General features: G+C 55.6%; 25 protein-coding genes and 1 other RNA gene. 10 read left to right on the top strand and 16 right to left on the bottom strand.

The features are described from left to right. Positions 1 to 29 precede the first annotated feature (29 nt). The 3 genes from AC6I8V_RS15365 to AC6I8V_RS15355 are packed head-to-tail and all read left to right on the top strand — an operon-like array spanning position 30 to position 2,641. Entirely contained in the window at positions 30 to 989 is a 960-nt protein-coding gene (locus tag AC6I8V_RS15365) for an ABC transporter substrate-binding protein (protein ID WP_497843107.1), read from the top strand. Between the two features lie 21 nt (positions 990 to 1,010). After that, on the top strand, positions 1,011 to 1,859 hold the full coding sequence (locus AC6I8V_RS15360) for an ABC transporter permease (RefSeq protein ID WP_497843106.1): 849 nt from the start codon (positions 1,011 to 1,013) through the stop codon (positions 1,857 to 1,859). Continuing rightward, positions 1,856 to 2,641: an ABC transporter ATP-binding protein gene (locus AC6I8V_RS15355; RefSeq protein WP_497843105.1), complete on the top strand. Its 786-nt coding sequence runs from the start codon at positions 1,856 to 1,858 to the stop codon at positions 2,639 to 2,641. The genes AC6I8V_RS15360 and AC6I8V_RS15355 overlap by 4 nt, the downstream gene beginning before the upstream one ends. 57 nt (positions 2,642 to 2,698) lie before the next feature. Here AC6I8V_RS15355 and AC6I8V_RS15350 read toward each other — a convergent pair whose 3' ends face one another. From AC6I8V_RS15350 to AC6I8V_RS15330, 5 genes are read right to left on the bottom strand one after another with little or no spacing between them, the layout of a single operon-like run. Beyond that, entirely contained in the window at positions 2,699 to 3,370 is a 672-nt protein-coding gene (locus AC6I8V_RS15350; protein WP_497843104.1) for an ABC transporter ATP-binding protein, read from the bottom strand. Then, entirely contained in the window at positions 3,363 to 4,196 is an 834-nt protein-coding gene (locus AC6I8V_RS15345; protein WP_497843103.1) for an ABC transporter ATP-binding protein, read from the bottom strand. Before AC6I8V_RS15345 ends, AC6I8V_RS15350 begins: the two co-directional genes overlap by 8 nt. Further along, a complete protein-coding gene (locus AC6I8V_RS15340) occupies positions 4,186 to 5,043 on the bottom strand; it encodes an ABC transporter permease (protein ID WP_497843102.1) in 858 nt (285 codons plus the stop codon). The genes AC6I8V_RS15345 and AC6I8V_RS15340 overlap by 11 nt, the downstream gene beginning before the upstream one ends. Continuing rightward, positions 5,040 to 6,092: an ABC transporter permease gene (locus tag AC6I8V_RS15335; RefSeq protein WP_497843101.1), complete on the bottom strand. Its 1,053-nt coding sequence runs from the start codon at positions 6,090 to 6,092 to the stop codon at positions 5,040 to 5,042. Before AC6I8V_RS15335 ends, AC6I8V_RS15340 begins: the two co-directional genes overlap by 4 nt. Beyond that, the gene (locus AC6I8V_RS15330) at positions 6,092 to 7,660 is read right to left on the bottom strand and encodes an ABC transporter substrate-binding protein (protein WP_497843100.1); all 1,569 of its coding nucleotides are present in this window, start codon (positions 7,658 to 7,660) and stop codon (positions 6,092 to 6,094) included. Before AC6I8V_RS15330 ends, AC6I8V_RS15335 begins: the two co-directional genes overlap by 1 nt. A gap of 50 nt (positions 7,661 to 7,710) precedes the next feature. On the opposite strand from AC6I8V_RS15330, the gene AC6I8V_RS15325 reads away from it, so the two are divergent. Together AC6I8V_RS15325 and mgtA are read left to right on the top strand one after the other, a co-directional pair. Further along, a complete protein-coding gene (locus AC6I8V_RS15325; RefSeq protein WP_497843099.1) occupies positions 7,711 to 8,079 on the top strand; it encodes a hypothetical protein in 369 nt (122 codons plus the stop codon). A gap of 338 nt (positions 8,080 to 8,417) precedes the next feature. Beyond that, on the top strand, positions 8,418 to 11,141 hold the full coding sequence (gene mgtA, locus AC6I8V_RS15320) for a magnesium-translocating P-type ATPase (RefSeq protein ID WP_497843098.1): 2,724 nt from the start codon (positions 8,418 to 8,420) through the stop codon (positions 11,139 to 11,141). A gap of 173 nt (positions 11,142 to 11,314) precedes the next feature. Here mgtA and AC6I8V_RS15315 read toward each other — a convergent pair whose 3' ends face one another. From AC6I8V_RS15315 to smpB, 5 genes are all read right to left on the bottom strand, one after another. Continuing rightward, positions 11,315 to 11,971: an epoxyqueuosine reductase QueH gene (locus AC6I8V_RS15315; RefSeq protein ID WP_497843097.1), complete on the bottom strand. Its 657-nt coding sequence runs from the start codon at positions 11,969 to 11,971 to the stop codon at positions 11,315 to 11,317. A 125-nt stretch (positions 11,972 to 12,096) separates the two neighbouring features. After that, positions 12,097 to 12,453: a KPN_00521 family repetitive protein gene (locus AC6I8V_RS15310; protein WP_497843096.1), complete on the bottom strand. Its 357-nt coding sequence runs from the start codon at positions 12,451 to 12,453 to the stop codon at positions 12,097 to 12,099. A gap of 177 nt (positions 12,454 to 12,630) precedes the next feature. Further along, a complete protein-coding gene (locus tag AC6I8V_RS15305) occupies positions 12,631 to 12,819 on the bottom strand; it encodes a YegP family protein (protein WP_497843095.1) in 189 nt (62 codons plus the stop codon). Positions 12,820 to 13,044: 225 nt separating this feature from the next. Continuing rightward, positions 13,045 to 13,408: a transfer-messenger RNA gene (gene ssrA, locus AC6I8V_RS15300) on the bottom strand. A 43-nt stretch (positions 13,409 to 13,451) separates the two neighbouring features. Continuing rightward, positions 13,452 to 13,934 carry an SsrA-binding protein SmpB gene (gene smpB / locus AC6I8V_RS15295; protein ID WP_497843094.1) on the bottom strand — a complete coding sequence of 161 codons (483 nt, stop codon included), beginning with the start codon at positions 13,932 to 13,934 and terminating at the stop codon, positions 13,452 to 13,454. Positions 13,935 to 14,093: 159 nt separating this feature from the next. Between smpB and AC6I8V_RS15290 the strand changes: the two genes are divergently transcribed. Beyond that, positions 14,094 to 14,528, top strand: a complete 435-nt coding sequence (locus tag AC6I8V_RS15290) for a type II toxin-antitoxin system RatA family toxin (RefSeq protein WP_497843093.1) — start codon at positions 14,094 to 14,096, stop codon at positions 14,526 to 14,528. After that, positions 14,521 to 14,811 (top strand): RnfH family protein, encoded by a 291-nt coding sequence (locus tag AC6I8V_RS15285; protein WP_497843092.1) that lies wholly within the window; start codon positions 14,521 to 14,523, stop codon positions 14,809 to 14,811. Before AC6I8V_RS15290 ends, AC6I8V_RS15285 begins: the two co-directional genes overlap by 8 nt. Positions 14,812 to 14,864: 53 nt before the next feature. Here the strand turns inward: AC6I8V_RS15285 and bamE are convergent, their stop codons facing one another. The 3 genes from bamE to nadK form a co-directional block, all read right to left on the bottom strand. Next, complete coding sequence (gene bamE, locus AC6I8V_RS15280; protein ID WP_497843091.1) at positions 14,865 to 15,212, bottom strand: outer membrane protein assembly factor BamE; 348 nt, start codon at positions 15,210 to 15,212, stop codon at positions 14,865 to 14,867. A gap of 189 nt (positions 15,213 to 15,401) precedes the next feature. Next, positions 15,402 to 17,063, bottom strand: coding sequence for a DNA repair protein RecN (gene recN / locus AC6I8V_RS15275; RefSeq protein ID WP_497843090.1), 1,662 nt, complete (start codon positions 17,061 to 17,063; stop codon positions 15,402 to 15,404). An 85-nt stretch (positions 17,064 to 17,148) separates the two neighbouring features. Next, positions 17,149 to 18,027, bottom strand: coding sequence for an NAD(+) kinase (gene nadK, locus AC6I8V_RS15270; RefSeq protein ID WP_497843089.1), 879 nt, complete (start codon positions 18,025 to 18,027; stop codon positions 17,149 to 17,151). Positions 18,028 to 18,149: 122 nt separating this feature from the next. Here nadK and grpE point away from each other — a divergent pair, with 122 nt between their 5' ends. Then, the gene (grpE, locus tag AC6I8V_RS15265; RefSeq protein WP_497843088.1) at positions 18,150 to 18,728 is read left to right on the top strand and encodes a nucleotide exchange factor GrpE; all 579 of its coding nucleotides are present in this window, start codon (positions 18,150 to 18,152) and stop codon (positions 18,726 to 18,728) included. Positions 18,729 to 18,773: 45 nt separating this feature from the next. On the opposite strand, the gene ung is transcribed toward grpE, so the two are convergent. Continuing rightward, the gene (ung, locus tag AC6I8V_RS15260; RefSeq protein WP_497845851.1) at positions 18,774 to 19,451 is read right to left on the bottom strand and encodes a uracil-DNA glycosylase; all 678 of its coding nucleotides are present in this window, start codon (positions 19,449 to 19,451) and stop codon (positions 18,774 to 18,776) included. Between the two features lie 268 nt (positions 19,452 to 19,719). Between ung and grcA the strand changes: the two genes are divergently transcribed. Beyond that, on the top strand, positions 19,720 to 20,103 hold the full coding sequence (grcA, locus tag AC6I8V_RS15255; protein WP_497843087.1) for an autonomous glycyl radical cofactor GrcA: 384 nt from the start codon (positions 19,720 to 19,722) through the stop codon (positions 20,101 to 20,103). A gap of 208 nt (positions 20,104 to 20,311) precedes the next feature. On the opposite strand, the gene srmB is transcribed toward grcA, so the two are convergent. Next, entirely contained in the window at positions 20,312 to 21,640 is a 1,329-nt protein-coding gene (gene srmB, locus AC6I8V_RS15250; RefSeq protein WP_497843086.1) for an ATP-dependent RNA helicase SrmB, read from the bottom strand. Between the two features lie 157 nt (positions 21,641 to 21,797). Here srmB and trmN point away from each other — a divergent pair, with 157 nt between their 5' ends. Beyond that, on the top strand, positions 21,798 to 22,547 hold the full coding sequence (gene trmN, locus AC6I8V_RS15245; protein WP_497843085.1) for a tRNA(1)(Val) (adenine(37)-N(6))-methyltransferase TrmN: 750 nt from the start codon (positions 21,798 to 21,800) through the stop codon (positions 22,545 to 22,547). On the opposite strand, the gene nadB is transcribed toward trmN, so the two are convergent. Further along, positions 22,532 to 24,151 (bottom strand): L-aspartate oxidase, encoded by a 1,620-nt coding sequence (gene nadB / locus AC6I8V_RS15240; RefSeq protein ID WP_497845850.1) that lies wholly within the window; start codon positions 24,149 to 24,151, stop codon positions 22,532 to 22,534. The genes trmN and nadB overlap by 16 nt on opposite strands. Positions 24,152 to 24,512 lie beyond the last annotated feature (361 nt).

The following is a 24,512-nucleotide window of genomic DNA, read 5'->3' as shown; positions in this document are numbered from 1 at the left end:
TTTTTCATTACTTTTGACAGGAGTGGAAGATGGGTAAGCCAGTGCAATATGCAGTTCGTGCGTTAACCGTAGCCGTCGTATTGGGTGCCGCGCTCGGCGCGCAGGCCGCGGACACCAAAGTGGCGATCGGTATCTCCGGCTGGACCGGATTTGCTCCGCTGACGCTGGCTGATAAAGCCGGTATCTTCAAAAAGCACGGTCTTGATGTCGATGTAAAAATGATCCCGCAAAGCAGCCGCCACCTGGCGGTTGCCTCTGGCACCATCCAGTGCGCCGCGACCACGGTGGAAACCTATATCTCGTGGAATGCCGCCGGTGTGCCGATCAAACAGATCGTCCAGCTGGATAAATCTTACGGGGCTGATGGCCTGGCAACGCGCAGCGATATCACCAGCATCAAGGATCTGAAAGGCAAAACCGTCGCCGTCGATGCGCCTGGCACCTCACCTTACTTCCTGCTGGCGTGGATGCTGGATAAAAACGGCCTGACGATGAAAGACGTCCACCTGGCGACCATGGCGCCGCAGGCGGCGGCACAGTCATTCGCTGCCGGACAAAACGATGCCGCCGTGACCTATGAACCTTATCTGTCCGTGATCCGTAACCAGCCGAAAGCCGGCAAAATCATCGCCACCACGCTGGATTACCCGATGGTGATGGACACCCTCGGCTGCACCCCGACCTTCCTGAAAGAGCATCCGCAGGCGGCAAAAGCGCTGGTGGCGAGTTACTACGATGCGCTGGAGATGATCAAACAGCAGCCGGATAAGTCGAACGAAATCATGGGCGCAGCGGTGAAATCTACCGGCAAAGAGTTTGCCGAATCCGCCAGCTATCTGCGCTGGGCTGGCCCGGAAGAGAACAAAAAATTCTTTGGCGGTGAGATCGAAACCTTCAGCGATGAAGCAGGCAAACTGTTGTTGCGCGCAGGCGTGATCAAGAAAATGCCGGATGTGAAAAGCCTCTACGACGCCAGCTTCGTGCAGTAAGCGGGGAGACAGGAGATGGAGATGAGTAAAAGCCAACCCGTAACGCCGCCCGCGGCGCTGCCTGATGCCCAGCGTCGCTGGCACAATCCGCTGATGGTGCCGTTAAAAGCGATCTCAACCCGGCTGCGTATCGCCCTCGGCATCGCGTTCTTCGTGCTGTTCGTCGCGGTGTGGACGCTGGTGACCTTCAGCGGCATGGTATCGCCGACTTTCCTCGCCGATCCGATCACCATGTTGCAGCAGGGAGTGTCGCTGTTCACCGAATATAACTTTTCGCTGGATATCGGCATGACGGTGATGCGCGTGCTGGCCGGATTCCTGCTGGCGGCGGTGATTGGCGTGCCGCTCGGCATCATGATGGGCGCGTACAAAATGTGGGAAGCCTTTCTCGAACCCTTCGTCTCCTTCTGCCGCTATCTGCCCGCTTCGGCCTTTGTGCCGCTGCTGATCCTGTGGGCCGGTATTGGTGAGATGCAGAAGATCCTCGTCATCTTTATCGGCTCCTTCTTTCAAATCGTGCTGATGGTGGCGGTCACCGTCAGCAGCGCGCGCCGCGATCTGGTGGAAGCGGCGTATACGCTCGGCTGTAGCAACCGTTCGATTGTGCGCCGGGTGCTGATCCCCGGTGCGGCGCCGGGCATTGCGGAGCTGCTGCGGCTGGTGCTGGGCTGGGCATGGACCTACGTCATTGTTGCCGAGCTGATTGGCTCGGAAAGCGGTATCGGCCATATGATCGTTGATAGCCAGGCGCTGCTGAACACCGGGCAAATCATCTTTGGCATCATCGTGATTGGCTGTATCGGGCTGGTGTCCGATTATCTGTTCAAAGTCGCCAACCGGCGCTTGTTTGCATGGAGTAACCTGGGATGAAGCACAGCAAGCTGAACGTGCGTGGCGTAGAGCGCATCTTTACCGGGCCGAAAGGCGAACAAACTCAGGCATTGCAGCCGATTCATTATCAGGTGGAGGAGAATGATTTCATCACCATTCTCGGGCCATCAGGCTGCGGCAAATCGACGCTGCTGCGCATTATCGCCGGGCTGGATAGCCCAACCCGCGGTGAAATCTGGCTGGATGGGCAACCGGTCGATGGACCGGGTGCCGATCGCGGCATGGTGTTCCAGAGCTACACGCTGTTTCCGTGGCTGACGGTGGAAGAGAATATCCGCTTTGGCCTGCGTGAGCGGGGCTTAAGCGCGGCGCAGCAGAAAGAGCGCAGCGATTATTATATCCAGCAGGTGGGGTTGCGCGGCTTTGCCGGGCACTATCCGCGCCAGCTGTCAGGGGGGATGCAGCAGCGCACCGCAATCGCGCGGGCGCTGGCTAACGATCCCAAAGTGCTGCTGATGGATGAACCCTTCGGCGCGCTGGATAACCAGACACGCGTGATGATGCAGGAGCTGCTGCTGTCGGTGTGGGAACAGTCGCGCAAGACGGTGCTGTTCGTGACCCATGATATCGATGAAGCGATCTTTATGGCGAATAAAGTGGCGATCTTTAGCGCCCGACCAGGGCGCATCAAGCAGGAAGTGGCGGTGGATTTCAACAGCGGTCGTGACTACACCATCAAAACGTCACCGGAGTTTATGGCGCTGAAGGCGGAGATTACCGAGTCGATTCGCAGCGAAACCTTGCAGACGATGGCGCATTAACAACCTGATGCGCCGACCTGGCGATTTTTAACCCGGTGCGCATAAATGCGCACCTACCTACCACTGTTCCACAATCCTTCCCTGCGCCATACGCACCGCGCGATCGCACATATGATCGATGACGTCGGGATCGTGGCTCACCAGCACCATCGTCAATCCGTCATTGCGCTTCAGTTCATTCAGCAGGTTGAGGATCTCTGCCTGCACTGACATATCCAGCGCCGAGGTTGGCTCATCCAGCAGCAGGATCTTCGGTTGCAGCAGCAGGGCGCGCACGATGGCGACGCGCTGACGTTGCCCGCCAGACAGCTGATGCGGGTAGCGATCCGCCAGTGCCACATCGAGGCCCACATGGCGGAAACCCTCGTTGATGCGATCGTCGATGTTATCGCGCTTCAGCATCTTCAGCGGCTCGGCGAGGGTACGGCGCAGGCGATGACGGGGATGCAGCGAGGCGTACGGATCCTGAAATACCATCTGCACATCACGGCGCAGCTGGCCGGTAAACGGCTTGCCGGGCTGTACGACGGTATCGGCCAGCGTCATGGCGCCGGACCAGTGCGGATTGAGTCCTGCCATTACCCATAATAGCGACGATTTCCCGCAGCCAGACGGCCCCACCAGGCCAAAACATTCGCCTGCCGTCACGTTCAGGTTCACGTCATGCACCACGGTGCGTAGTTCGTAGCCCAGCTTGTGCGACACGCTCAGGTTAGATAACTCAATCATTGGCCTGCTCCAGTGCGGCACGATCCAGCACCGGCAGAACTTCACCGTGCGTGGCTTTACTCGGGCGGCAGGCCCACAGCGTGCGGGTATAGGGATGGCGGGCGCTGGACAGTTCCGCAGCGGGTAGCGTATCCAGCAGACGACCTTTATACATCACCATCACCCGTTCGCAGTGCTCGGACACCTGTTGCAGATCGTGGCTGATCAGCAGCAGACCCATGTTGCGCTGCTCCACCAGACGACGGATCAGCGCCAGCACCTGATCGCGCATCGCATGATCCAGCGCCGAGGTCGGCTCATCCGCGATCAGCAGCTCAGGATCGGTGATCAGCGCAATCGCCAGCATCACGCGCTGTCCCATGCCGCCGGAGAGTTGGTGCGGATAGCGTTTCATAAGCTGACGCGGGTCCGGCAGGCCCACCGCATCCAGCATCTCACACACTTTTTCTTTGCGCTCGGCACGGCTCAGGCGATGGTGCAGCACCAGCGGCTCCTCCACCTGCCAGCCAATGGTGCGCGACGGGTTGAGGGCGTATTTCGGGTCCTGCATCACCATCGCCACTTTGCTGCCGCGTAACCGGCTCCAGTCGCGCTCATGCATCTGCAACGCATCCTGACCGACCACCTGCAAACGATCGGCCTGCAAATGCAGTGACGGCGACAGCAGGCCCATCAGCGTGCGGGCGGTAAGGGACTTACCGGAGCCGGATTCACCCACCAGCGCCACGCGTTCGCGTCCCAGCTGAAAATGGATGTCATCCACCAGCACGGCGTTGTCGCTGTGGATCCTCAGACCCTGCGCATCAATTAACAGATCATTTTGCATGGCGGGTATCCAGTTGGTCACGCAGGCCATCGCCTGCCAGATTAAACGCCAGGCTGGCGAACAGAATCGCGGCGCCAGGCGCGGCGGCAACCCACCATTGGTCGAAAATCACTTTGCTGCCTTCCGCCACCATCGAACCCCATTCCGCAGTGGGGGGCTGTACCCCCATGCCGAGGAAGCCGAGACCGGCAGCGGAAAGAATGATGCCGCCCAGGCTTAGCGCCGCGCGCACCACGGCGGTTGGCAGGCACAGCGGCAGAATATGGCCAAACATCAGACGCAGGCCGGTAATGCCCTGCATACGTGCAGCGGCGAGATAATCACTGCGGCGCAGCGCCAGGGTCTCGGCGCGTGCCTGGCGGGCAAACGGTGGCCAGCTGGTCAGCGCCAGCGCCAGCGCGCCGTTCATCAGGCCGGGGCCAAGCATGGCGACAAACGCCAGCGCGATCACCAGATTCGGCAGCGAGAGAAAGATATCGGTAATACGCATCAGCACGCGTTCGGTCCAGCCACCGACGTAACCGGCGGTGATCCCCACCAGCAGGCCAACCGGGATGGTCAGCACCAGAATCAGTCCCACCAGCATCAGCGTCGGACGGGTGCCATAAATCACGCGTGACAGCAGGTCACGGCCAAAGCCATCGGTGCCAAACCAGTGCAGCGCCGATGGCGGCAGCAGACGCTGCCCGATGGTTTGCGCATTAGGATCGAAAGGGGCCAGTAGCGGCGCGAACAGCGCCAGCGCTACCAGGATCACCACCAGCGTCAGGCCAATGCTGAGTGAAGTGACACGGCGACGGCTGCGGCGTGGGCGCAGCGTTTCCAGTTCAGAAAGTTGTTGGGTCATCGGGTTCTCGGATCGGTTAACCAGGTTAGGGCGTCGGCCACGGCGTTGAGCAGGATAAAGCAGCTGCCAATCAGCAGGGTGGCGCCGAGAATAGCCGGGACATCGGCGGAGAACAGGGCGTTGGTCATGTATCGACCGACACCCGGCCAGGCAAAAACGGTTTCCGTCAGCACTGAGCCTTCCAGCAGCGTGGCATAGGAGAGGGCGATAACGGTAATCAGCGTGCCCAGCACGTTGGGGAAGATATGGCGGAGCAGAATGCGCGTGCGGCCTGCGCCTTTGGCGCGCGCCAGAATCACATACTCTTTACTGCTCTCCTCCAGCAGGGCGGCGCGCAGCAGACGGGTGATGCCTGCCATGGCCAACATGCCGAGAATCACCATGGGCAGCCAGATATGGGCGATGGCATTGCGGAACATTTCAGGATCGCCCGACAGCCAGCTATCAATCAGTACAAAGCCGGTTTTCGGCTCCAGGGTATAGATCCAGATATCGTCCAGCTGGCCCGGCCCGGCGGACCAGTGCAGCACGGCATAAAACAGCAGCAGACCCAGCAGGCCGAGCCAGAATACCGGCACCGAATAGCCGAGCAGCGAAATAAAACGCGCCACGTTATCGATGATGCCGCCCGGCTTCCACGCCGCCAGCAGCGCCAGCGCCACGCCGAACACCGCAGCAAAGATCATCGCACAGGTCGCCAGCTCAATGGTGGCCGGGAAGGTGCGCATCAGATCGGCGCTGACCGGCTGATTGGTCAGATGAGACAGCCCGAGGTCGCCGTGCGCCAGGTGGCTGATATAACGCCAGAACTGTACCAGCACCGGTTGATCAAGGCCGAGATCGTGACGGACCTGCGCATAGGTGGCTTCACTGGCGTGATCGCCAGCGATCTGCTGCACCGGATCGACCGGCGACAGATGGGAAAGCATAAAGGTGAAAGCCAGCAGGCCGACCAGCGTCACCAGCAGCGATAACAGGCTGGTGAGCAGTCGGCTGGTGCGTTGCCAGAGTGGCCGGGCGAACCCGGCCTGTGGGGCTGACGCCGCCATTACTTGCTGACCTGTGAGTAATACACCATGTCCGGGTTAATGCCCTGCACATAGCCTTTCAGGTTGTCGCGCAGCGCAATCAGGTTACGCGCCTGCAAGCCGATGACGTATGGCGAGTTTTTCAGCACTTCGCGCTGCATCGCCTGATACAACGCAACGCGCTTGTTGCTGTCGCTTTCGGCGGTGGCGGCCAGTGTCTGCTTGCTCAGCTCCGGGATATGCCAGTCGGAACGGTAAGCGATGGTTTTGCTGCCATCTTCCGGGTTGTAGGCAAAGGACGCGGCGTTGGTGTTAGGGTCGAAATAGTCAGCGCCCCAGGCATTCAGCGTGGCCTGATACTGATGCGCTTTGACTTTGGTGGACACTTCAGAGCTGAGGCCCGGCTGCACTTCAACTTTCACGCCGCCTTTGGCGAAGCTGCCCTGCAACGCCTGGGCGATGTCGAGATACGGCGGCTGGTTGCTGGTGGAGAGGGTGAAGGTGACGTTGGTCAGACCGGCTTTCTTCAGGATTGCTTTGGCTTTTTCCGGATCGTAGCTGTACGGGGTATCGTTCAGCGCGCCGAGGAAGCCTTTCGGCAGGAAGGTCTGATGCACTTCGAACTGGCCTTTCAGCAGGTCGTTGGCGATCCCTTTATAGTCGAACAGGTAGCGTGCCGCTTCCCACAGCGCCGGGTTCTTCAGCACCGGGTTGGCGCCGACGTTGAACTGGATGTAATAAAGTGAGGCCATCGGAATCGCTTCGGTTTTCACCCCGGCCTTGCCTTTCAGCGCGGCAATCTGGTCGGCCCCGAGGTTACGTGCGATATCCACATCGCCCTGTTCCAGCAGCAGACGACGGGCAGCCGGTTCCGGGACGTTTTTGATCAGGATGTTTTTCAGCTTGGGCGCGCCAGCCGGTGACGTCGGGTTGGCGGTCAGCAGCACCACTTCATGCAGCACCACTTTGCGGATCTGATACGGGCCGCTGCCTGCGGAGTTGGTTGCCAGCCATGCGTGACCAAAATCGCCGCCTTTGGCGTTGGCCTGCGCGGTTTTCTCATCAACGATGGAGGAGACCGGCGCGGAGAGCAGGCTCAGTACGTAGGCCGGGCTGACGTTGGCGCTCCAGCTGATTTGTACGTGGTTATCGTCGACTTTCTTCAGGAAGCTATCAACGTTGTCTTTGTTCCAGCCCAGCTGGGTCAGGATAAAGGAGGGATCGAGGTTCAGTTTCACGACGCGGCCCAGCGAGAAGATCACATCTTCCGGGCGCAGCGCATTGCCGCTGGCGAATTTGGCATCTTTACGCAGTTCAAAGGTCAGGCTGCGGTTGTCACTGCCCGGCTGCCAGGAGGTGGCCAGCGTTGGCTTCAGGTCGGTCGGATTTTGTGGATCGGATTGGACCAGACGCTGATAGATATTGGTGAATGCCTGTACCGTCGTCAGTTCAAAGCCCTGAGCGGGATCGAAGCTATCGGCATCGTCCGTGGATTGCGCAATAACCAGCGTGTCTTTCGGTGTGGCAGCCTGAACGGAGAATGCGGCTACCATCGACAACGCCAGCAGGGACGGGATGATTTTTTTCATGTTATTTCCTTGCCTTAAAAAAAGTAACGCGAGTTTACGAAAGCGTTGTAATGAAGAATAGTCAATTATCGGCTATCTATATGCTTTTAAGTTCTAACCATAACCGTATGGTTATAAGTCAGTTAATGGATTTGCAAAAACTTAACACTATTTCCGCCCCTGGTAGCAGCTCGCAGGCGCGTTCAGACAGGCAATCCGCAACGGAATTTAAACGGAAATCGATAGGGGAACAATTAACTTTACAACCTAACGGCCAGGAATATAATGACGGCAACTTCACACAGGAGAATTCAGTTGGACAGTCACCCTTATTTAATGCAACACAAGGCAAGCTGACGCACGAATTCTTTTGTCGCTGCTTGCCGGACTCGGCGGGCAGCAATCCTCTCTCTTTTCTGACGATTGTTCCCAGGTTTTGAATTTTGTACGGGCTGACGCTCGGGGACTAATGTCATGCACATGATTTTACACGCACTTTTCCCTCCACCTCGGTGCGCACACTGATCTTCAGTGTGCTGATATCCCCTGCGCGCATGGCGGCTTTTTGCTGAGCTGACACGCGTGTATCGACAGTTTTTTTATTCACACTTGCTAATTCGGCGAGCGGGCTAATTATTCTTTATTTCCGGGAGGTGATATGGATATTCCCGACAGGTTGTTTTTATTTAAATAACGCCTAGCCGTTAATTCTATTCCCCCAATAATGCATGTCCGACATGCAGGGATATTTATTGCCGTAAAAAAGAGGAGTGTCACGATGACTGACATGAAACTCAATAAAGAAAAAAGCGTGCTGAACATCGTGCGTCCGCAGCGCCAGAAAACGCCACGCTATCTGATTGAAGAAGAAGCCGCTTTCACCGCCAGTGAAACCCTGGCGCGCGTGCACAGCGATGGTCAGGGCCTGAACGTCGATGAAGCCGAAGCGCGTCTGGCGGTGTATGGCCGTAATCAGGTGCAACACGATAAAGCGCCACCGGCGCTGGTGCAGCTGTTTCAGGCGTTCAACAATCCGTTTATCTATGTCCTGATGGTGCTGGCGCTGGTCAGTTTCTTCACCGATTACTGGATGCCGTTCCGCCGCGGCGACGAGACCGACCTGACCGGTGTCATCATCATTGTGACGATGGTAACGCTCAGCGGTTTGCTGCGCTTCTGGCAGGAGTTCCGGACCAATAAAGCCGCGCAGGCGCTGAAATCGATGGTACGTACCACCGCGACGGTGCTGCGTCGCGAATCACCTCAGCATCCTGCACGCAAACAGGAAGTGGACATCGCCACGCTGGTTCCCGGTGACATCATCTTCCTCTCGGCGGGCGATCTGGTGCCAGCCGATGTACGCCTGCTCGACTCGCGCGATCTGTTTATCAGCCAGGCGATCCTCACCGGCGAATCTCTGCCGGTGGAGAAATATGATGTCACCGGCAATGTGGCGAGCAAAAGCAGCGGCGCCAGCGAGCAGGGCGCGTCTCTGCTGGAGCTGGGCAGCGTCTGCCTGATGGGCACGAACGTCTCCAGCGGCAGCGCCAAAGCGGTGGTGGTGGCGACAGGCGAAGAGACCTATTTCGGCAGCCTGGCGAAATCCATTGTCGGCAACCGTACGCAAACCGCCTTTGACCGTGGCGTGAATAGCGTCAGCTGGCTGCTGATCCGCTTTATGCTGGTGATGGTGCCGGTGGTGCTGCTGATTAACGGCCTGACGAAAGGCGACTGGCTGGATGCCAGCCTGTTCGCGCTGGCGGTGGCGGTGGGCCTGACGCCGGAAATGCTGCCGATGATCGTCAGTTCTAACCTGGCGAAAGGGGCGATCGCCATGTCGCGCCGCAAAGTGATCGTCAAACGCCTGAACGCGATCCAGAACCTCGGCGCGATGGATATCCTGTGCACCGACAAAACCGGCACCCTGACTCAGGACAACATCATCCTGGAGCATCATCTTGATTGTGCTGGCGTGGAAAACTCACGCGTACTGATGCTGAGCTGGCTCAACAGCCACTATCAAAGCAGCACCCCCAACCTGATGGATCGCGCCATTTTGCGCTACGGTGAAAACCGCGTCAGCAGCGCAGTGGCGGATTACTACAGCAAAGTGGATGAGCTGCCATTTGATTTTGTCCGTCGTCGCGTGTCAGTGGTAGTGGGGGATCGTCGCCTCGGTCAGCAGCTGTTGATCTGCAAAGGTGCGGTGGAGGAGATGCTGAGCATTGCCACGGCGGAGCGTGAAGGCAAGCTGATCCAGCCGCTGAATGAAACCCGTCGCGCAGAACTGCTGGCGCTGGCGCATGAGTATAACCAACAGGGCTTCCGCGTGTTGCTGGTGGCCAGCCGCGTGCTGCCTGAACCGGGTTTACAGCATGCGCTGAGCGTGGCGGATGAGCAGGGGCTGACGGTGGAAGGCCTGCTGACCTTCCTCGATCCGCCGAAGGAGAGTGCCGCAAAAGCCATCACTGCGCTGCGTGACAACGGCGTCAGCGTCAAAGTGCTGACCGGTGATAATCCGGTGGTGACGGCCCGCATCTGCCAGCAGGTTGGCATCGATTGCGGCGCTATCATTACGGGCGATGATATTGCGGCGATGAGCGATGATCATCTGTCGGTGGTTGCGGCTGAAAACGCGGTGTTCGCCAAACTGACGCCGTTGCAGAAATCACGCATCCTGCGCGCGCTGCAACAGCAGGGACATACGGTGGGTTTCCTTGGTGATGGCATCAACGATGCCCCGGCCCTGCGCGATGCGGATGTCGGCATTTCGGTCGATAGCGCGGCAGATATCGCTAAAGAGTCATCTGACATCATCCTGCTGGAAAAAGATCTGATGGTGCTGGAAGCGGGGGTGATGAAAGGCCGTGAGACCTTCGGCAATATCATTAAATACCTGAACATGACCGCCAGCTCTAACTTTGGCAACGTGTTCTCCGTGCTGGTGGCGAGCGCTTTTATTCCGTTCCTGCCGATGCTGGCGATTCATCTGTTGATTCAGAATCTGATGTATGACGTCTCACAGCTGGCGCTGCCGTGGGACAAAATGGATCGCGAATTCCTGCGCAAACCCCGCAAATGGGATGCGCGTAATATCAAGCGTTTTATGCTGTGGATCGGGCCGACATCCTCCCTGTTCGACATCACTACCTTTGCGCTGATGTGGTACGTGTTTGCCGCCAACTCACCGGCGATGCAGTCGCTGTTTCAGTCCGGCTGGTTTGTGGAAGGATTGTTGTCGCAGACGCTGGTGGTGCATATGCTGCGTACGCAAAAGATTCCGTTTATTCAGAGTCGCGCTGCGCTGCCGGTACTGCTGGCGACGGGTTGCGTAATGGTGGCGGGGATTCTGCTGCCGTTCTCACCACTCGGTACTATGGTGGGTCTGGTGCCGTTGCCGTGGGCGTATTTCCCGTGGCTGGTGGCAACGCTGCTCGGCTACTGCCTGGTGGCGCAGGGCATGAAAACCCTCTACATCAAACGTTTTGGTCAGTGGTTCTAAAGCCAGGGAGGCGAAATGCGCAAACTGGATAAAGTGGTGTGGCACATGCTGATCATCATGGTGGCGTTGATACTGTTAACCGTGCTGGTGCGCTAATGCGTGGGTGATGACCATGTACTTAAAAGCAGCGTTTCTGCGTGAAACGCTGCTTTTTTTTTGGTTAGCCTGGCGGGTTATTCGTCTGGCTGGTAATACTGCACGCCAATTTCAATGCGTTCACGACCACTGGCAACGCGATGGCGGTTGGAATCGCGTAGCGAATAGATGCAGCCGCAATATTCCTGCTGATAGAAACGCTCGCGTTTGCTGATTTCAATCATGCGTGCTGAACCGCCGCCTTTGCGCCAGTTAAATTCCCAGTACAGCATGTCGGGATAATGCGCTGCGGCACGGACGCCGCAATCGTTGATTTGCTTCATATCCTTCCAGCGCGAAATCCCCAGCGAACTGGTGATCACCGGGAACCCGTGTTCGTGGGCATACAGCGCCGTGCGCTCGAAACGCATATCGAAACACATGGTGCAACGGACACCGCGTTCCGGTTCCCACTCCATGCCCCGCGCGCGTTCGAACCAGTTATCTTTGTCATAATCGGCATCAACAAAAGGCACACCGAACTGTTCGGCAAAGCGGATATTTTCCTCTTTACGCAGTTCGTACTCTTTCAGCGGGTGGATGTTCGGATTGTAGAAGAAAATGGTGTAGTCGATACCGGAGGCCAACATCGCTTCCATCACCTCACCCGAACAGGGCGCGCAGCAGGAGTGCAGCAGCACTTTATTGTGGCCATTCGGCAGGGGGAGAGGTTGGCGGATAAAGGTGTCAGACATAAGCGCGATTTATCGTTGATGGCGGAAAAGGGAAGTGTAAATGCTATGTAGCCAGGAAGCAAAAATTGGGGGCAATGCAGAGAAAAGGCCGCATTAGCGGCCCCGGAGTTTATCTAAGACGCTACTTATTCAGTGACTTTCTTCTTCAGATCGCTGGCACCTTCTTTGGTTTTATTCCAGCCTTTCTGGGCGCCTTCTTTGGTGGCATCTACACCTTTCTCAGTGCCTTCTTTGGTTTTGTGCCAGGCCTTTTGCGTGCCTTCGCTCGCTTTGCTGCTCAGGCTGCCACTTTTACCTTCCGCGGCGTGCTGGGATTTGAGCTTCAGCTCTGCACCCTGATCCTGCGCCTGATGCAGTTTCTCTTTGGCGGTATTCGCGCCAGCCTGTGCATTGGCTACGGTATCGTCAGTTGCGTGAGTGGTCGCGGCAAATACCGGCGAAGCCAGCAGAAGGGCAGACAGTGCCATGATTGTTTTTTTCATAATTCCCTCTTTGAATGTCATTTAAGTTATCAGTCTGATTAAGCATGGCACGGTCAGCACAATCCTGCCTTAGGAATAAACTGCAATTTAATCAATCAGGTTAGGTGGGGTATCGTCTTGATGTGGCGGCACAATGTTAAAAAAGGGCTGAAACAGCCCTTCAGTGATGTTGCAGTGTTAAGTCTGATCACGGATATCCGTAGTACTGCCATTCTGTTGAACCGATCTAATCCCTGTCTGCGCGGCCTGCTTTGATGAATACATTTCGCTGGTGGCAATGGTTTCACCATTGCTCGCCTTTAAGACGAAATAATATTTCTGACTCTGCACGGTTTTTGTGCTTTTTTTCAAGAGGTAATAGCCCATTGAGTATCTCCTTATCCCGGCGCACCCTGCACCGGCCGCTTAAATATTCATCAGGACCAGCGGTTGATCAATGCGTTTTTCTTAGCGATGGGGGAAATCAGAGGTCGATCACTGTCCCAGCCAAAGCGCTGGAAAAATGGCAGGCACAAAAAAGCCCGCAGGGCTTACGCCATGCGGGCTTTCAGGACTTCAGCGGACGATTCTGGTATCGCCGCGAAAGAATTTTGGTGGAGCTGGCGGGAGTTGAACCCGCGTCCGAAATTACTACACCGTCGGCACTACATGCTTAGTCCAATCTTTACATTCGCCTGTCAGCTGCGGATGGACACGCCACTAACAAACTAGCCTGATTGGATTTAACGCTTCAACCCCAGGCAGGGCGTCCACGCGATCTCTTTTGGGTTTGACCTCTCTTGATCCCCGTCCTAAGAGCGGAGGCTAGGGAGAGAGGGCTCGAAGCAGGTTATTAAGCTGCTAAAGCGTAGTCGTTGTCATTTGCAACTATTTTTTTGCGGTTTTTTATCGAGGCCTACCGCACCTCGGCATGCACCTAAGGGTTCACAATCCCGTCGAATCCAGAATCAGCCCCAGGAACTTTCTATTATAACAAAAAAAACTGTAAATTCCAGCCCTTAGCGGTTGGAATTTTTCATGATGCGCGCTTTATCCAGCTTCCATTCGCGTTCTTTAATATCATCGCGCTTGTCGTGCTCTCTCTTACCGCGTGCGACGCCAATTTTCAGTTTGGCCCAGGCGTTTTTCCAGTACATCGACAACGCCACCACGGTATAACCTTCGCGGTTAACCCGGCCGAACAGCGAATCCAGCTCACGCTGTTTCAGCAGCAGCTTGCGGTTGCGGGTTGGATCGCAGACCACGTGAGAAGACGCCACAGCCAGCGGCTGAAAGGTTGAACCAAAAAGGTAGGCTTCGCCATCGCGCAGCAAAATGTAGCTATCGCTGATGTTGGCTTTACCGGCGCGAAGAGATTTGACTTCCCATCCCTGTAACGACAGACCCGCTTCGAACTCTTCTTCAATGAAGTATTCATGGCGAGCGCGTTTGTTGAGGGCAATAGTGGCTGAACCGGGTTTGTTAGCTTTTTTCTTTGTCATAGTGCGGCGTAGTCTACATCACTCAGTCTGTGGACGCATCCCCTGTCCTGCGGGGCGATAAAAAACACGTTATTTTAGCACAGCTGGCAAACCGGTGAATTTTTGTTTGGGGGACGAAAATGATATTATTTAACGGTTTTGTGATGAACAGGAACCATTATGGCCCAGATAAGTCGTTCAGCGCTGGTCCCCTACAGCGCTGAGCAGATGTACCAGCTTGTGAATGATGTTGATGCCTATCCTCAGTTTCTTCCTGGCTGCACCGGCAGTCGGGTGCTGGAAAACAGCGGAAATCAGATGACGGCTGCCGTTGATGTCTCGAAGGCAGGTATCAGCAAGACCTTCACCACGCGTAATACCTTGACCAGTAACCAAAGCATCCTGATGCAGCTGGTTGATGGTCCGTTTCGCAAGCTGACTGGCGGCTGGCACTTTACCTCTCTGGGTGAGGATGCCTGCAAAGTTGAACTGAGTCTGGATTTCGAGTTCACCAATATGCTGGTCGAAATGGCGTTTGGTCGCATCTTTAAAGAGCTCGCCAATAATATGGTGCAGGCGTTTACCCAGCGCGCCAAAGAGGTTTATCGTGCCTGATATGACGGTTGAAGTGGTCTACGCTCTGCCGGAAAAACAGTATCTGCGGACGGTAACGCTGGAAGAAGGCGCGACGGTAGAAGAGGCGATTAAGGCGTCAGGACTGCTGTCGCTGCGCAAAGATATCGATCTGAAAAGCAATAAAGTCGGTGTGTATAGTCGCCCGGTAAAACTGGACGATACGTTGCAGGATGGCGATCGCGTGGAGATTTATCGTCCGCTGATTGCCGATCCCAAAGAGTTGCGACGTCAGCGTGCAGAACGCTCTGCTGAGAAGAAATAGCAAACCGCAGAAACCAAAAAAGGCGCTCAGGCGCCTTTTTTGTTGCGTGTCACTTAGCCTTCGTTGCCAGAGAGACGCGGTTTGTTGTCGATGTTGGTCAGTACGCCGTTGCTGTCGAAAGTCAGTGTCAGGGTCTGCTGTCTTACGCCTTCATGGCCTGGTTCTTCGCGGAAGATGTAATACCAGACATTGCTGCCAAAGGGATCATGCATCATCGGGGTGCCGAGAGTGTAAGCAACCTGCTGCTGTGTCATGCCAGTGTGAATTTTAGCCACATCGTTGGCGACCAGATAGTTCCCCTGATTGATATCAGGACGGTACACAACACGCTCAAGGGTGGAACATCCGGCGGTCATCATCAACATTACCACTGCCGCGGCAGTCAGCATTTTACAGCGCATCTATACATTCCTTTTCTGGGGCCAAACGCCTTTTCATCAGGCTGTTTTTTTGCCATCAAATTCTGAACTCTGCCTGCGGCAGGCTTTATTACTCTGGCGACATAAGCTGCCGATGATAATAGACCTTTTCGCTATTGGGAACCTTTACAGAGCAAGCATATGACCACTGAGCCAGAAAAAAGTGCGGTATCAGGCTGCTAAAAGTTCTTTGGCGTTTGCCAGCGTGTTGCGTGTGACTTCGCTGCCCCCCAGCAAACGCGCCAGTTCCTGCAGACGCGCGCGCTTGTCCAGCGGCTGCATGTGGGTTTCTGTCATTGCGCCATCGGTCTCTTTGCTGACGAAGAAATGCTGATGGCCACAACCGGCAACCTGTGGCAGATGCGTTACGCACATCACCTGCGTCGATTCACCCAACTGACGTAGCATCTGGCCAACCACGGCGGCCGTCGGGCCACTGATACCGACATCCACTTCATCGAAGATCATCGCCGGGGTTTCCATTTTCTGCGCGGTGATCACCTGGATCGCCAGAGCGATACGTGACAGCTCACCACCAGAGGCCACTTTCCCCAGCGGTTGCAGCGGCTGGCCGGGGTTTGTGGTGACGCGGAAATCAATGCGGCTGGCGCCGTCGGCAGTCAGTTGATCCGGGTTGAGCTCCATCGCAATGGCAAATTCCCCATGCGGCATCGCCAGCGTACGCATACTTTGGGTGATTAAGCGGGTCAGCTCAGCGGCAGCCTGTTCACGTTGCTGATGCAACAGCTCAGCGCTTGCCAGGGCTTCCTGATGATGAATACCCACCGCAGCCTGTAACGTCTCCTGATCGCTTTCCTGCTGTGAGAGTTGTTCTGCCTCATCCAGGAGCTGCTGATACAGCACCGGCAGGGCTTCTGGCGCAACGTGGTGTTTACGTGCCAGCGCAATCTGGCGGGACAGACGTTGCTCCAGTTCATGCAGACGGTTGGGGTCGAGATCGAGACGATCGCAATAGTGACGTAGCTCGTCACTGGCTTCACTCAACTGAATCGCCGCTTCTTCCAGCAGATTGAATACGCCGCCAACTTTATCGTCCAGCTCCACCAGTTCGCTCAGCATCTGGCGAGCGCTATACAACAGACTTTGCATGTTTGTGTCTTCACTATCCGCCAGAATCTGCAATGCCTGCTGGCTGGTAGAGAGCAGTTGGCCGCTGTTGGCCAGGCGCTTATATTCTTCATCGATCTGCTCGAATTCACCAGGCTGAGGCGTGAATTCATTCAGTTCTTTCAACTGGTATTGCAGCAGCTCACGGCGCGCTTCTCGCTCCTGTGACAGCTGCTGATGCTGGGCTAGCGCGCGGCAGCTTTGGTGCCAGCGCTGGTAATGACTGCGCATCTGAATCAGCAAATCATCATGCGCGGCGTAAGCATCCAGCAGATGTTTTTGATGGTCAGGCTTGAGCAATAACTGATGGGCGTGCTGGCCGTGAATCTGGATCAGCAGCTGGCCCAGCTCACGTAGCTGAGAAAGGGGAACGGACGTGCCGTTAATAAAACCGCGGGAACGGCCATCGGCGCTGATGACGCGGCGCAGCAAACATTCATTGCCATCGTCCAGCTGATTTTCCAGCAGCCAGCGCTGAGCAGAAGGCGAGGCTTTTAACTGGAAACGAGCGCAGATATCCGCGCGGCTGGCGCCCTGACGCACCATATCTGCTTCAGCACGGCCACCGAGGCATAAGCCAAGTGCGTCGATGGCAATGGATTTACCTGCGCCGGTTTCACCCGTGATCGCTGTCATGCCGCGATGAAAGTCGATCTCCAGTTCACGAACGATAGCAAAATTACTGATGGTCAGTTGTGCCAGCATACATTCACCTGTATAGAAAAACAGATATGGTTTTTCATACAGTATAAACTGGTTTTTTATCCAGTAAAGTGGTGAGCGGTGATTTTCAGAACAATTTTTTTGACCAGCCGAGTTTTGAGCTTAACGTATTAAAATAATTATAATTTTTTGGATGAATCAGATTGAGATGATTGGCGCTACGGCGAATCAACACATCTTCCCCTTCCTGAATCGGCAGGGCGATCTGGCTATCGCAGCTGATCTCCAGGTCGCTACGCAGTGAGGAAAAGCGCAGACGAATGGTGCTGCTGCTGTTGATCACCAGCGGCCGCGCAGACAGGGTGTGCGGAAACATCGGCACCAGCGCAATGGCTTCCAGCGATGGAGTCAGTATCGGGCCGCCAGCGGAAAGCGAATAGGCCGTGGAACCGGTGGGGGTCGAAATAATCAGGCCATCTGAGCGCTGGGAAAAAGCAAAAACCTCATCAATATAGACTTCAAATTCAATCATATGCGCCACTTTCCCTGGATGCAGAACCACTTCATTGATGGCGCTGCCAATACGCGGCGAGCAATCTTCTTTGCACACCTGCGCTTCCAGTAAAAAACGGCTTTCGATGAAATAATCGCCCCGCAGTACGTCGTCCAGCTGCTGTTGGGCATTATCCGGGTCGAGATCGGTCAGAAATCCCAGATTGCCGCGGTTGATGCCAATCACCTTGATGTCATAACGCGACAGTACGCGCGCGGCACCCAGCATATTCCCGTCGCCGCCGACCACCACCGCCAAATCAGCGCGCTGGCCAATCTCCGCCAGGGTGCCGGTCTGCACATCTTTCAGTGAAAGTTCGCGCGCAATCTGCTGCTCGACAATCACTTCATAGCCTTTTGCCGTCAGCCAGCGCCAGAGCATTTCATGGGTGGTTAACGCAGTAGGATGGCGTGGATGACCGACAATCCCAATGCAGTTAAAGTGTTTGTTCATTTAGCGGGTGTTCCTCATAAGCCAAAACGGCCAGGCAATGTGATGGGTTCCCTTGAAACCGTCAAACTGATCCCCATAATATGCGAACCAGCGAGATGAATGTGCAAAACGCGGAGAAATTCATGAGTAGTAAAGAACAGAACACCCCTAACGAGCAAGTCTCAGACGAAATTCAACAGGATCAACAGCACGTGGACGCAGAGACGGCAACTGAGGTGGATCCGCGTGATGAACGCATCGCGCAACTGGAGGCCGAATTAGCCCAGTCGCAATCTGGTGTGCGTGAAGCGCAGCTGCGTGCGCAGGCGGAAATCGAAAACATCCGTCGCCGTACTGAGATGGATGTGGAAAAGGCGCACAAATTTGCGCTGGAAAAATTCGCCAACGAACTGCTGCCGGTGATCGATAGCCTGGAACGTGCGCTGGAAGTGGCGGATAAAGAGAACGCTGAACTGGCCTCGATGATTGAAGGCATCGAGCTGACGCTGAAGTCGTTGCTGGGTGCGGTGCGTAAATTCGGCGTGGAAGTGGTGGGTGAGACCAACGTGCCGTTCAACCCGGATGTGCATCAGGCGATGTCGATGATGGAATCAGAAGATGTTGCGCCTAATCACGTACTGATGGTGATGCAGCGTGGTTATACCCTCAACGGTCGCTTACTGCGTCCGGCGATGGTGGCGGTGGCTAAAGCCAAAGGCTGATTAAGCCTGCCCCAACAGACGGCCGCTGATGCGGCCGTTTGTGTTTCAGGGAAGCACTGGCGTCCAGTCGATTGGCGTCTTGCCCGCCTGGCTCAGTAAGGCATTGGCCTGCGAAAAATGCTTGCTGCCAAAGAAGCCACGATGGGCAGAGAGCGGGGAAGGGTGCGGTGCCTTCAATACATGATGGCGCTGAGGATCGATAATGCTGCCTTTTTTCTGCGCGTGAGAACCCCACAGCAGAAAAATCACCCCTTCACGATGCTGGTTAATGGCGCTGATCACGTTGTCGGTGAAGGTTTCCCAGCCAAAACGCGCATGTGAATGCGCTTTGCCCGCTTCAACCGTCAGAACGGTGTTCAGCAACATCACCCCCTGAGTTGCCCAGCTCTCCAGAAAACCATGCTGCGGCCGCACGAAACCGGGGATATCCTGCTCCAGCTCTTTGTACATATTCAGCAGGGAGGGCGGAATGGCGACGCCAGGCAGCACCGAGAAGGCCAGCCCATGAGCCTGATTCGGACCGTGGTAAGGATCCTGACCTAATATCACCACCTTGATATCGCCTAACTCGGTCAGACGAAATGCGTTAAATACATCTTTCTGCGGCGGATAAACCGTCATTCCCGCCGCGCGTTCGCTGGCGACCGCTTTCAAGGTCTCCACGAAGTAAGGTTTCTCTTTCTCTTCAGCCAGCACATCGTGCCAGGTCAGCTTCTCAGCCATCATTGACTCCCTGCCAAAAAAAGTGCGCCTAGCTTAACGCGTCCTGGCGGGCAGCAGAAGGTCAAAATAATTTGAGAAATTGCAGAAAAATTTAAAATTAAAACTTGTTATAAATCAAGTTATTAGTTTTTATGTGGTTGTGCCTCATTGGGTGAAATTGATACAGGTCAAAACGACTGGTTTGCTGGGGTGATATACCAGAGCATCAAAAAAGTTTCGATGAACCGCGCTGTTCGCCTGCGGCAGCGCCAAGCCCTGGAGGCCTTGTATGATTACCGGTATTCAAATTACTAAAACCAATAATCCGCAGCTGCTGAACTCTTTCTGGCTGCTGGACACAGAAAAAAATGAAGCGCGCTGCCTGTGCGCCAAAGGTGGTTTCGCAGAAGATCAGGTGGTTGCTACCCGCGATCTGGGCGACATTGCTTATCGCGAAATTCCGCTGGAGGAAAAACCGCTGGTCCGTATCGAAGGTGGTCAGCACCTGAACGTTAACGTGCTGCGTCGCGAAACGCTGGAAGATGCGGTAAAGCATCCGGAAAACTACCCGCAGCTGACTATTCGCGTTTCCGGTTATGCGGTGCGCTTTAACTCGCTGACCCCGGAACAGCAGCGTGATGTGATCACCCGTACTTTTACCGAAAGCCTGTAAGCCGGGTTTTCTGCTGCGCTGACGAAAAGATACGCAGTTGCTCAGGCCGCGCCGGTGTTTATTGGCGCGGCCTTTTTACGTTTAATCGGTGAGTGCTGATCAGGGCTTTGTTCGCTTTGCACAAAAAAGGGGTTGAAAGGCGTATTTCCGGCAGCCAGACATAAAAAAATCGCCTCATTTGAGGCGATTTCTTCTTCAGCGTGCTGATTTATTCCGCACTTTGATCCGGTGTACCGGAGCTGCTTGGTTTGCGGCGTTTACCGATGTTTTTAGTATCGCGATGACGTTTTTTCACGCGCGGTTTCTCGGCTTCTTTCTCTTTGTCCTCTTTACGCTTCGCAAGCACTTTTTTCGACGGTTTTCCGGTCACCTTCGCGCTTGGAGCACGGGTTTCCGGACGAAGTTCATCGATGACGCGAGATTTCAGCGGCTCATTAACGTAACGGCTGATTTTGCCCAGCAATACGTGGTCATGAGCTTCAACTAATGACAGCGCGGTGCCTTTACGACCGGCACGGGCGGTACGGCCAATACGGTGCAAATAGGTATCGGCGGTGCGCGGCATGTCGAAGTTGATCACATGGCTGACATCGTCGATATCGATACCACGCGCCGCGACGTCTGTCGCTACCAGCACATTGACGCGGCCTTCATTCAGACGCTTCAGCGCTTCAGTACGTTTGGCCTGCACCATTTCGCCTTCGAGATAGCTGCAATGAATACCCGCTTCATGCAGCCAGCTGACCAGCTCATGCAGACGCTCACGTTTGCGCACAAACACAATTGAACGCGTCATTTCCGGCTGCTTCAGCAGATGGACCAGCAGCCTGGTTTTGTGTTCGAGGTTGTCGGCACGGTAGTACCACTGCTGAATTTTCTTACGCTCGCGCTGGCTCGGATCGGAATCGACAGACACCGGATCGTTCAGCAGACGCTCGGCAAAATCTTTAATGCTGTCGCCTTCCAGCGTGGCAGAGAACAGCATCGTCTGTTTACGCCAGCGAGTTTCGCCCGCGATAGTTTCGATATCCTGCGCAAACCCCATGTCCAGCATACGGTCAGCTTCATCGAGGATCAGCGTTTCAACCGCGCGGCAATCAAAGTTTTCTTCTTTGATGTACTGCAACAGACGACCGGTGGTGGCGACCACGACGTCCTGATTTTCGCTGAACACTTCGGCGTGGTTCATGTACGCGACACCGCCGGTAATGGTGGCGATATCCAGATGGGTATGTTTCGCCAGTTCACGCGCGTGGTCGGCAACCTGCATCGCCAGTTCACGCGTAGGCGTTAAAATTAAAATGCGCGGCGGGCCTGATTTTTTACGCGGAAAATCGATCAGGTGCTGCAAAGCCGGCAGCAAATAAGCTGCGGTTTTCCCCGTTCCGGTTGGTGCCGAACCCAGTACGTCACGGCCCTCCAGCGCGGGAGGAATGGCCTCAGCCTGGATGGCGGTTGGGCGCGTGAAGCCTTTTTCCTGCAGGGCATCCAGCAGGCTTTCGTCGAGTTCGAGTTCGGAGAATGTGGTTACGGTCATGGTCTACCTCAGTTTGGGGCGCTGATTATAGACAGAACAAACATAATCTTCATCTGTTTGTGTGCCGATGTTGCCAGGCCGAGGGATGTTTTCCCTGTCGTGCCACGTTACACTGAAGCACTGCCATTGGGCAGGATTTGTTGAGTGATTGCAGAGAATGACAGAAACGACGCCGCATCAGCGGCCTCAGTTACAAAAGAATGGTTTCACCTTTAAGCGCTTTTTTGTTGCCCACGATCGCTGTGCGATGAAAGTCGGCACCGACGGTATTTTACTGGGCGCATGGGCTCCGGTGGCTGGCGTACGACGCGTGCTGGATATTGGCACCGGCAGTGGACTGATTGCTTTAATGATGGCCCAGCGCACCCCGGATGAGGTGCAGATTGATGCCGTTGAGCTTGATGCCGACGCCGCGCAGCAGGCCACGGAGAATGTGCAGGCTTCGCCCTGGCCGTCACGGGTCAGGGTCCATCAGGCCGATATTTCCACATGGGCTGACGCCTGCGAGCAACGTTATTCCCTGATCGTCAGTAATCCGCCTTATTTTGCTCCCGGCGTGGATTGCGCGACACCGCAACGCGCGACCGCACGTTACACCGACACGCTCGACCATCAAACGCTGCTGCGTTGTGCAGCCCAGCTAATAGAAGAAGAGGGATTTTTTTGCGTGGTGCTGCCCGAAACACTCGGTCAAAGCCTGATCGATCTGGCACAGCAGGATGGCTGGCATCTGCGCTTTCGCTATGATGTTGCCGAATACGCGCATCGGCCGCCCCACCGGGTGCTGCTCGGCTTCTCGCCCTCGCCGGGTGAGCAACTGATGGAGCGTCTGGCGATACGCGATGAAAGCACCCAATATTCGGAAGACTGGTGCAGCCTGACGCGTGATTTCTATCTGTTCATGTAGTGCGAGGGTGCCAGCACCGTTGGCACCGCTTCCGGCAACAGATCGGGATAATCCGTCGTGTAATGCAGCCCGCGGCTCTCTTTACGTTCCAGCGCGCAGCGCACCATCAGTTCCGCCACCTGAACCAGGTTACGCAGCTCCAGCAAATTGTTGGACAGGCGGAAATGCGCGTAATATTCATCAATCTCCTGCTGTAGCAGGTTGATACGGCGCAACGCGCGTTCCAGTCGCTTGGTGGTGCGCACAATGCCCATGTAATCCCACATAAATAACCGCAGTTCATGCCAGTTATGCTGAATCACCACCCGCTCATCGGCATCATCAACACGGCTTTCGTCCCAGGCGGGCAGATGCTCGACCTGTTCGATAGCGGGCAGGCGGCGAATGATATCCTCTGCGGCTGACCAGCCGTAAACCAGACACTCAAGCAGCGAGTTTGAGGCCATGCGGTTGGCGCCGTGCAGCCCGGTATAGCTCACTTCACCAATGGCATACAGACCTTCAACATCGGTACGCCCCTGCTGATTGACCATCACACCGCCGCAGGTGTAATGCGCGGCGGGAACAATCGGAATCGGTTCTTTGGTCAGATCCAGGCCAAAGGTCAGCAGCTTTTCATAGATCATCGGGAAGTGGGCGCGAATAAAACTTTCCGGCTGATGACTGATATCAAGGTACATGCAATCAACGCCGAGGCGTTTCATCTCATGGTCGATGGCGCGGGCTACGATATCGCGCGGCGCCAGTTCGGCACGTTCATCAAAGTCCGGCATAAAGCGCGTGCCGTCCGGGCGCAGCAGCCAGGCGCCTTCGCCGCGCAGCGCTTCGGTCAGCAGGAAATTTTGTGCCTGCGGATGAAACAGGCAGGTCGGGTGGAATTGATTGAACTCCAGATTTGCCACGCGGCAGCCAGCACGCCATGCCATGGCGATGCCATCTCCTGACGCGACATCCGGGTTGGTGGTGTATTGATACACCTTGGCGGCACCGCCAGTGGCCAGAATCACCGCCCGCGCCCGACAGGTTTCGACCTGCTCGCGATTACGGTTCCAGATCCACGCGCCAACGACGCGACGCGGGCCGGACAGGCCAATTTTATCGGAAAGAATCAGGTCAACGGCATTGGTGCGTTCGAGAATGCGGATGTTGGGATGGCTCAGCGCCTGACTGACCAGCGTGGTTTCAACCGCGCGGCCGGTGGCGTCGGCGCTGTGCAGAATACGTCGGTGGCTATGGCCGCCTTCGCGGGTTAAATGGTAGCGCGCTTCGCCACCGCTCTGCGGCTCTTTGTCGAAAGCGACCCCGTTATCAATCAGCCACTGCACGCAATCGCGTGCGTTGCTGGCGATAAAACTGACCGTGGCACGATCGCACAAGCCGGCCCCGGCAATTAACGTATCTTCTACGTGCGACTCAATGCTGTCGGTTTCATCAAACACCGCGGCAATGCCACCCTGCGCATACAGGGTAGAGCCTTCATTTACCTGCGCTTTACTCAGGACCGTCACCTGATAATGCGGCGCCAGACGCAGCGCCAGCGATAAGCCCGCCGCGCCACTGCCGACGATAAGTACATCACACTGATAATCGGATAAAGGGGTCATGGTGTTTAATTTACTAAACAAAAGGTCCCCTGAGCATAAGCCCGGATGCCGGTGCTGTGAAGTATTTTGAACAGGTATCGGCGCAAAATTATGCGCTAAAGAGTGATAACAACGTGATTTCAGTAAGTTATGTCCGAAAATAGGATTAACGCGTTTTTTATACAAAACATACTGAAATTTAAGGTAATAAAGATGAAAATCATGGCGTCATAGGTTACTCTGCCAGCGATTATCGGTGCCGGATATGACGCCGCCAGCGCGGCAAGTCGCTACACTGAAAGACAATCAACAACAAAAGTGTCGTGGTTCCGATACGTAATTTTATCAGGTCGTAATGAACTTCAGGCCAGGATATGACTCT

Source organism: Pantoea sp. X-Soil-TKNS-1207 (assembly GCF_059730485.1).
The sequence above is the reverse complement of the archived record's forward strand: the minus strand, read 5'-3'. Positions and strand labels throughout refer to the sequence as shown.

Excerpts from the sequence above, each read along its gene's own strand:
- AC6I8V_RS15310 (WP_497843096.1), bottom strand. The coding sequence starts at position 12,453 with ATGAAAAAAACAATCATGGCACTGTCTGCCCTTCTGCTGGCTTCGCCG.
- AC6I8V_RS15290 (WP_497843093.1), top strand. The coding sequence starts at position 14,094 with ATGGCCCAGATAAGTCGTTCAGCGCTGGTCCCCTACAGCGCTGAGCAG.
- AC6I8V_RS15315 (WP_497843097.1), bottom strand. The coding sequence starts at position 11,971 with ATGTCTGACACCTTTATCCGCCAACCTCTCCCCCTGCCGAATGGCCAC.
- AC6I8V_RS15365 (WP_497843107.1), top strand. The coding sequence starts at position 30 with ATGGGTAAGCCAGTGCAATATGCAGTTCGTGCGTTAACCGTAGCCGTC.
- AC6I8V_RS15355 (WP_497843105.1), top strand. The coding sequence starts at position 1,856 with ATGAAGCACAGCAAGCTGAACGTGCGTGGCGTAGAGCGCATCTTTACC.
- ung (WP_497845851.1), bottom strand. The coding sequence starts at position 19,451 with ATGGCTGAGAAGCTGACCTGGCACGATGTGCTGGCTGAAGAGAAAGAG.
- smpB (WP_497843094.1), bottom strand. The coding sequence starts at position 13,934 with ATGACAAAGAAAAAAGCTAACAAACCCGGTTCAGCCACTATTGCCCTC.
- recN (WP_497843090.1), bottom strand. The coding sequence starts at position 17,063 with ATGCTGGCACAACTGACCATCAGTAATTTTGCTATCGTTCGTGAACTG.
- AC6I8V_RS15345 (WP_497843103.1), bottom strand. The coding sequence starts at position 4,196 with ATGCAAAATGATCTGTTAATTGATGCGCAGGGTCTGAGGATCCACAGC.
- trmN (WP_497843085.1), top strand. The coding sequence starts at position 21,798 with ATGACAGAAACGACGCCGCATCAGCGGCCTCAGTTACAAAAGAATGGT.
- AC6I8V_RS15335 (WP_497843101.1), bottom strand. The coding sequence starts at position 6,092 with ATGGCGGCGTCAGCCCCACAGGCCGGGTTCGCCCGGCCACTCTGGCAA.
- bamE (WP_497843091.1), bottom strand. The coding sequence starts at position 15,212 with ATGCGCTGTAAAATGCTGACTGCCGCGGCAGTGGTAATGTTGATGATG.
- nadB (WP_497845850.1), bottom strand. The coding sequence starts at position 24,151 with ATGACCCCTTTATCCGATTATCAGTGTGATGTACTTATCGTCGGCAGT.
- AC6I8V_RS15325 (WP_497843099.1), top strand. The coding sequence starts at position 7,711 with ATGAAGAATAGTCAATTATCGGCTATCTATATGCTTTTAAGTTCTAAC.
- AC6I8V_RS15330 (WP_497843100.1), bottom strand. The coding sequence starts at position 7,660 with ATGAAAAAAATCATCCCGTCCCTGCTGGCGTTGTCGATGGTAGCCGCA.
- grpE (WP_497843088.1), top strand. The coding sequence starts at position 18,150 with ATGAGTAGTAAAGAACAGAACACCCCTAACGAGCAAGTCTCAGACGAA.
- mgtA (WP_497843098.1), top strand. The coding sequence starts at position 8,418 with ATGACTGACATGAAACTCAATAAAGAAAAAAGCGTGCTGAACATCGTG.
- AC6I8V_RS15305 (WP_497843095.1), bottom strand. The coding sequence starts at position 12,819 with ATGGGCTATTACCTCTTGAAAAAAAGCACAAAAACCGTGCAGAGTCAG.
- AC6I8V_RS15340 (WP_497843102.1), bottom strand. The coding sequence starts at position 5,043 with ATGACCCAACAACTTTCTGAACTGGAAACGCTGCGCCCACGCCGCAGC.
- AC6I8V_RS15350 (WP_497843104.1), bottom strand. The coding sequence starts at position 3,370 with ATGATTGAGTTATCTAACCTGAGCGTGTCGCACAAGCTGGGCTACGAA.
- nadK (WP_497843089.1), bottom strand. The coding sequence starts at position 18,027 with ATGAACAAACACTTTAACTGCATTGGGATTGTCGGTCATCCACGCCAT.
- srmB (WP_497843086.1), bottom strand. The coding sequence starts at position 21,640 with ATGACCGTAACCACATTCTCCGAACTCGAACTCGACGAAAGCCTGCTG.
- AC6I8V_RS15360 (WP_497843106.1), top strand. The coding sequence starts at position 1,011 with ATGAGTAAAAGCCAACCCGTAACGCCGCCCGCGGCGCTGCCTGATGCC.
- grcA (WP_497843087.1), top strand. The coding sequence starts at position 19,720 with ATGATTACCGGTATTCAAATTACTAAAACCAATAATCCGCAGCTGCTG.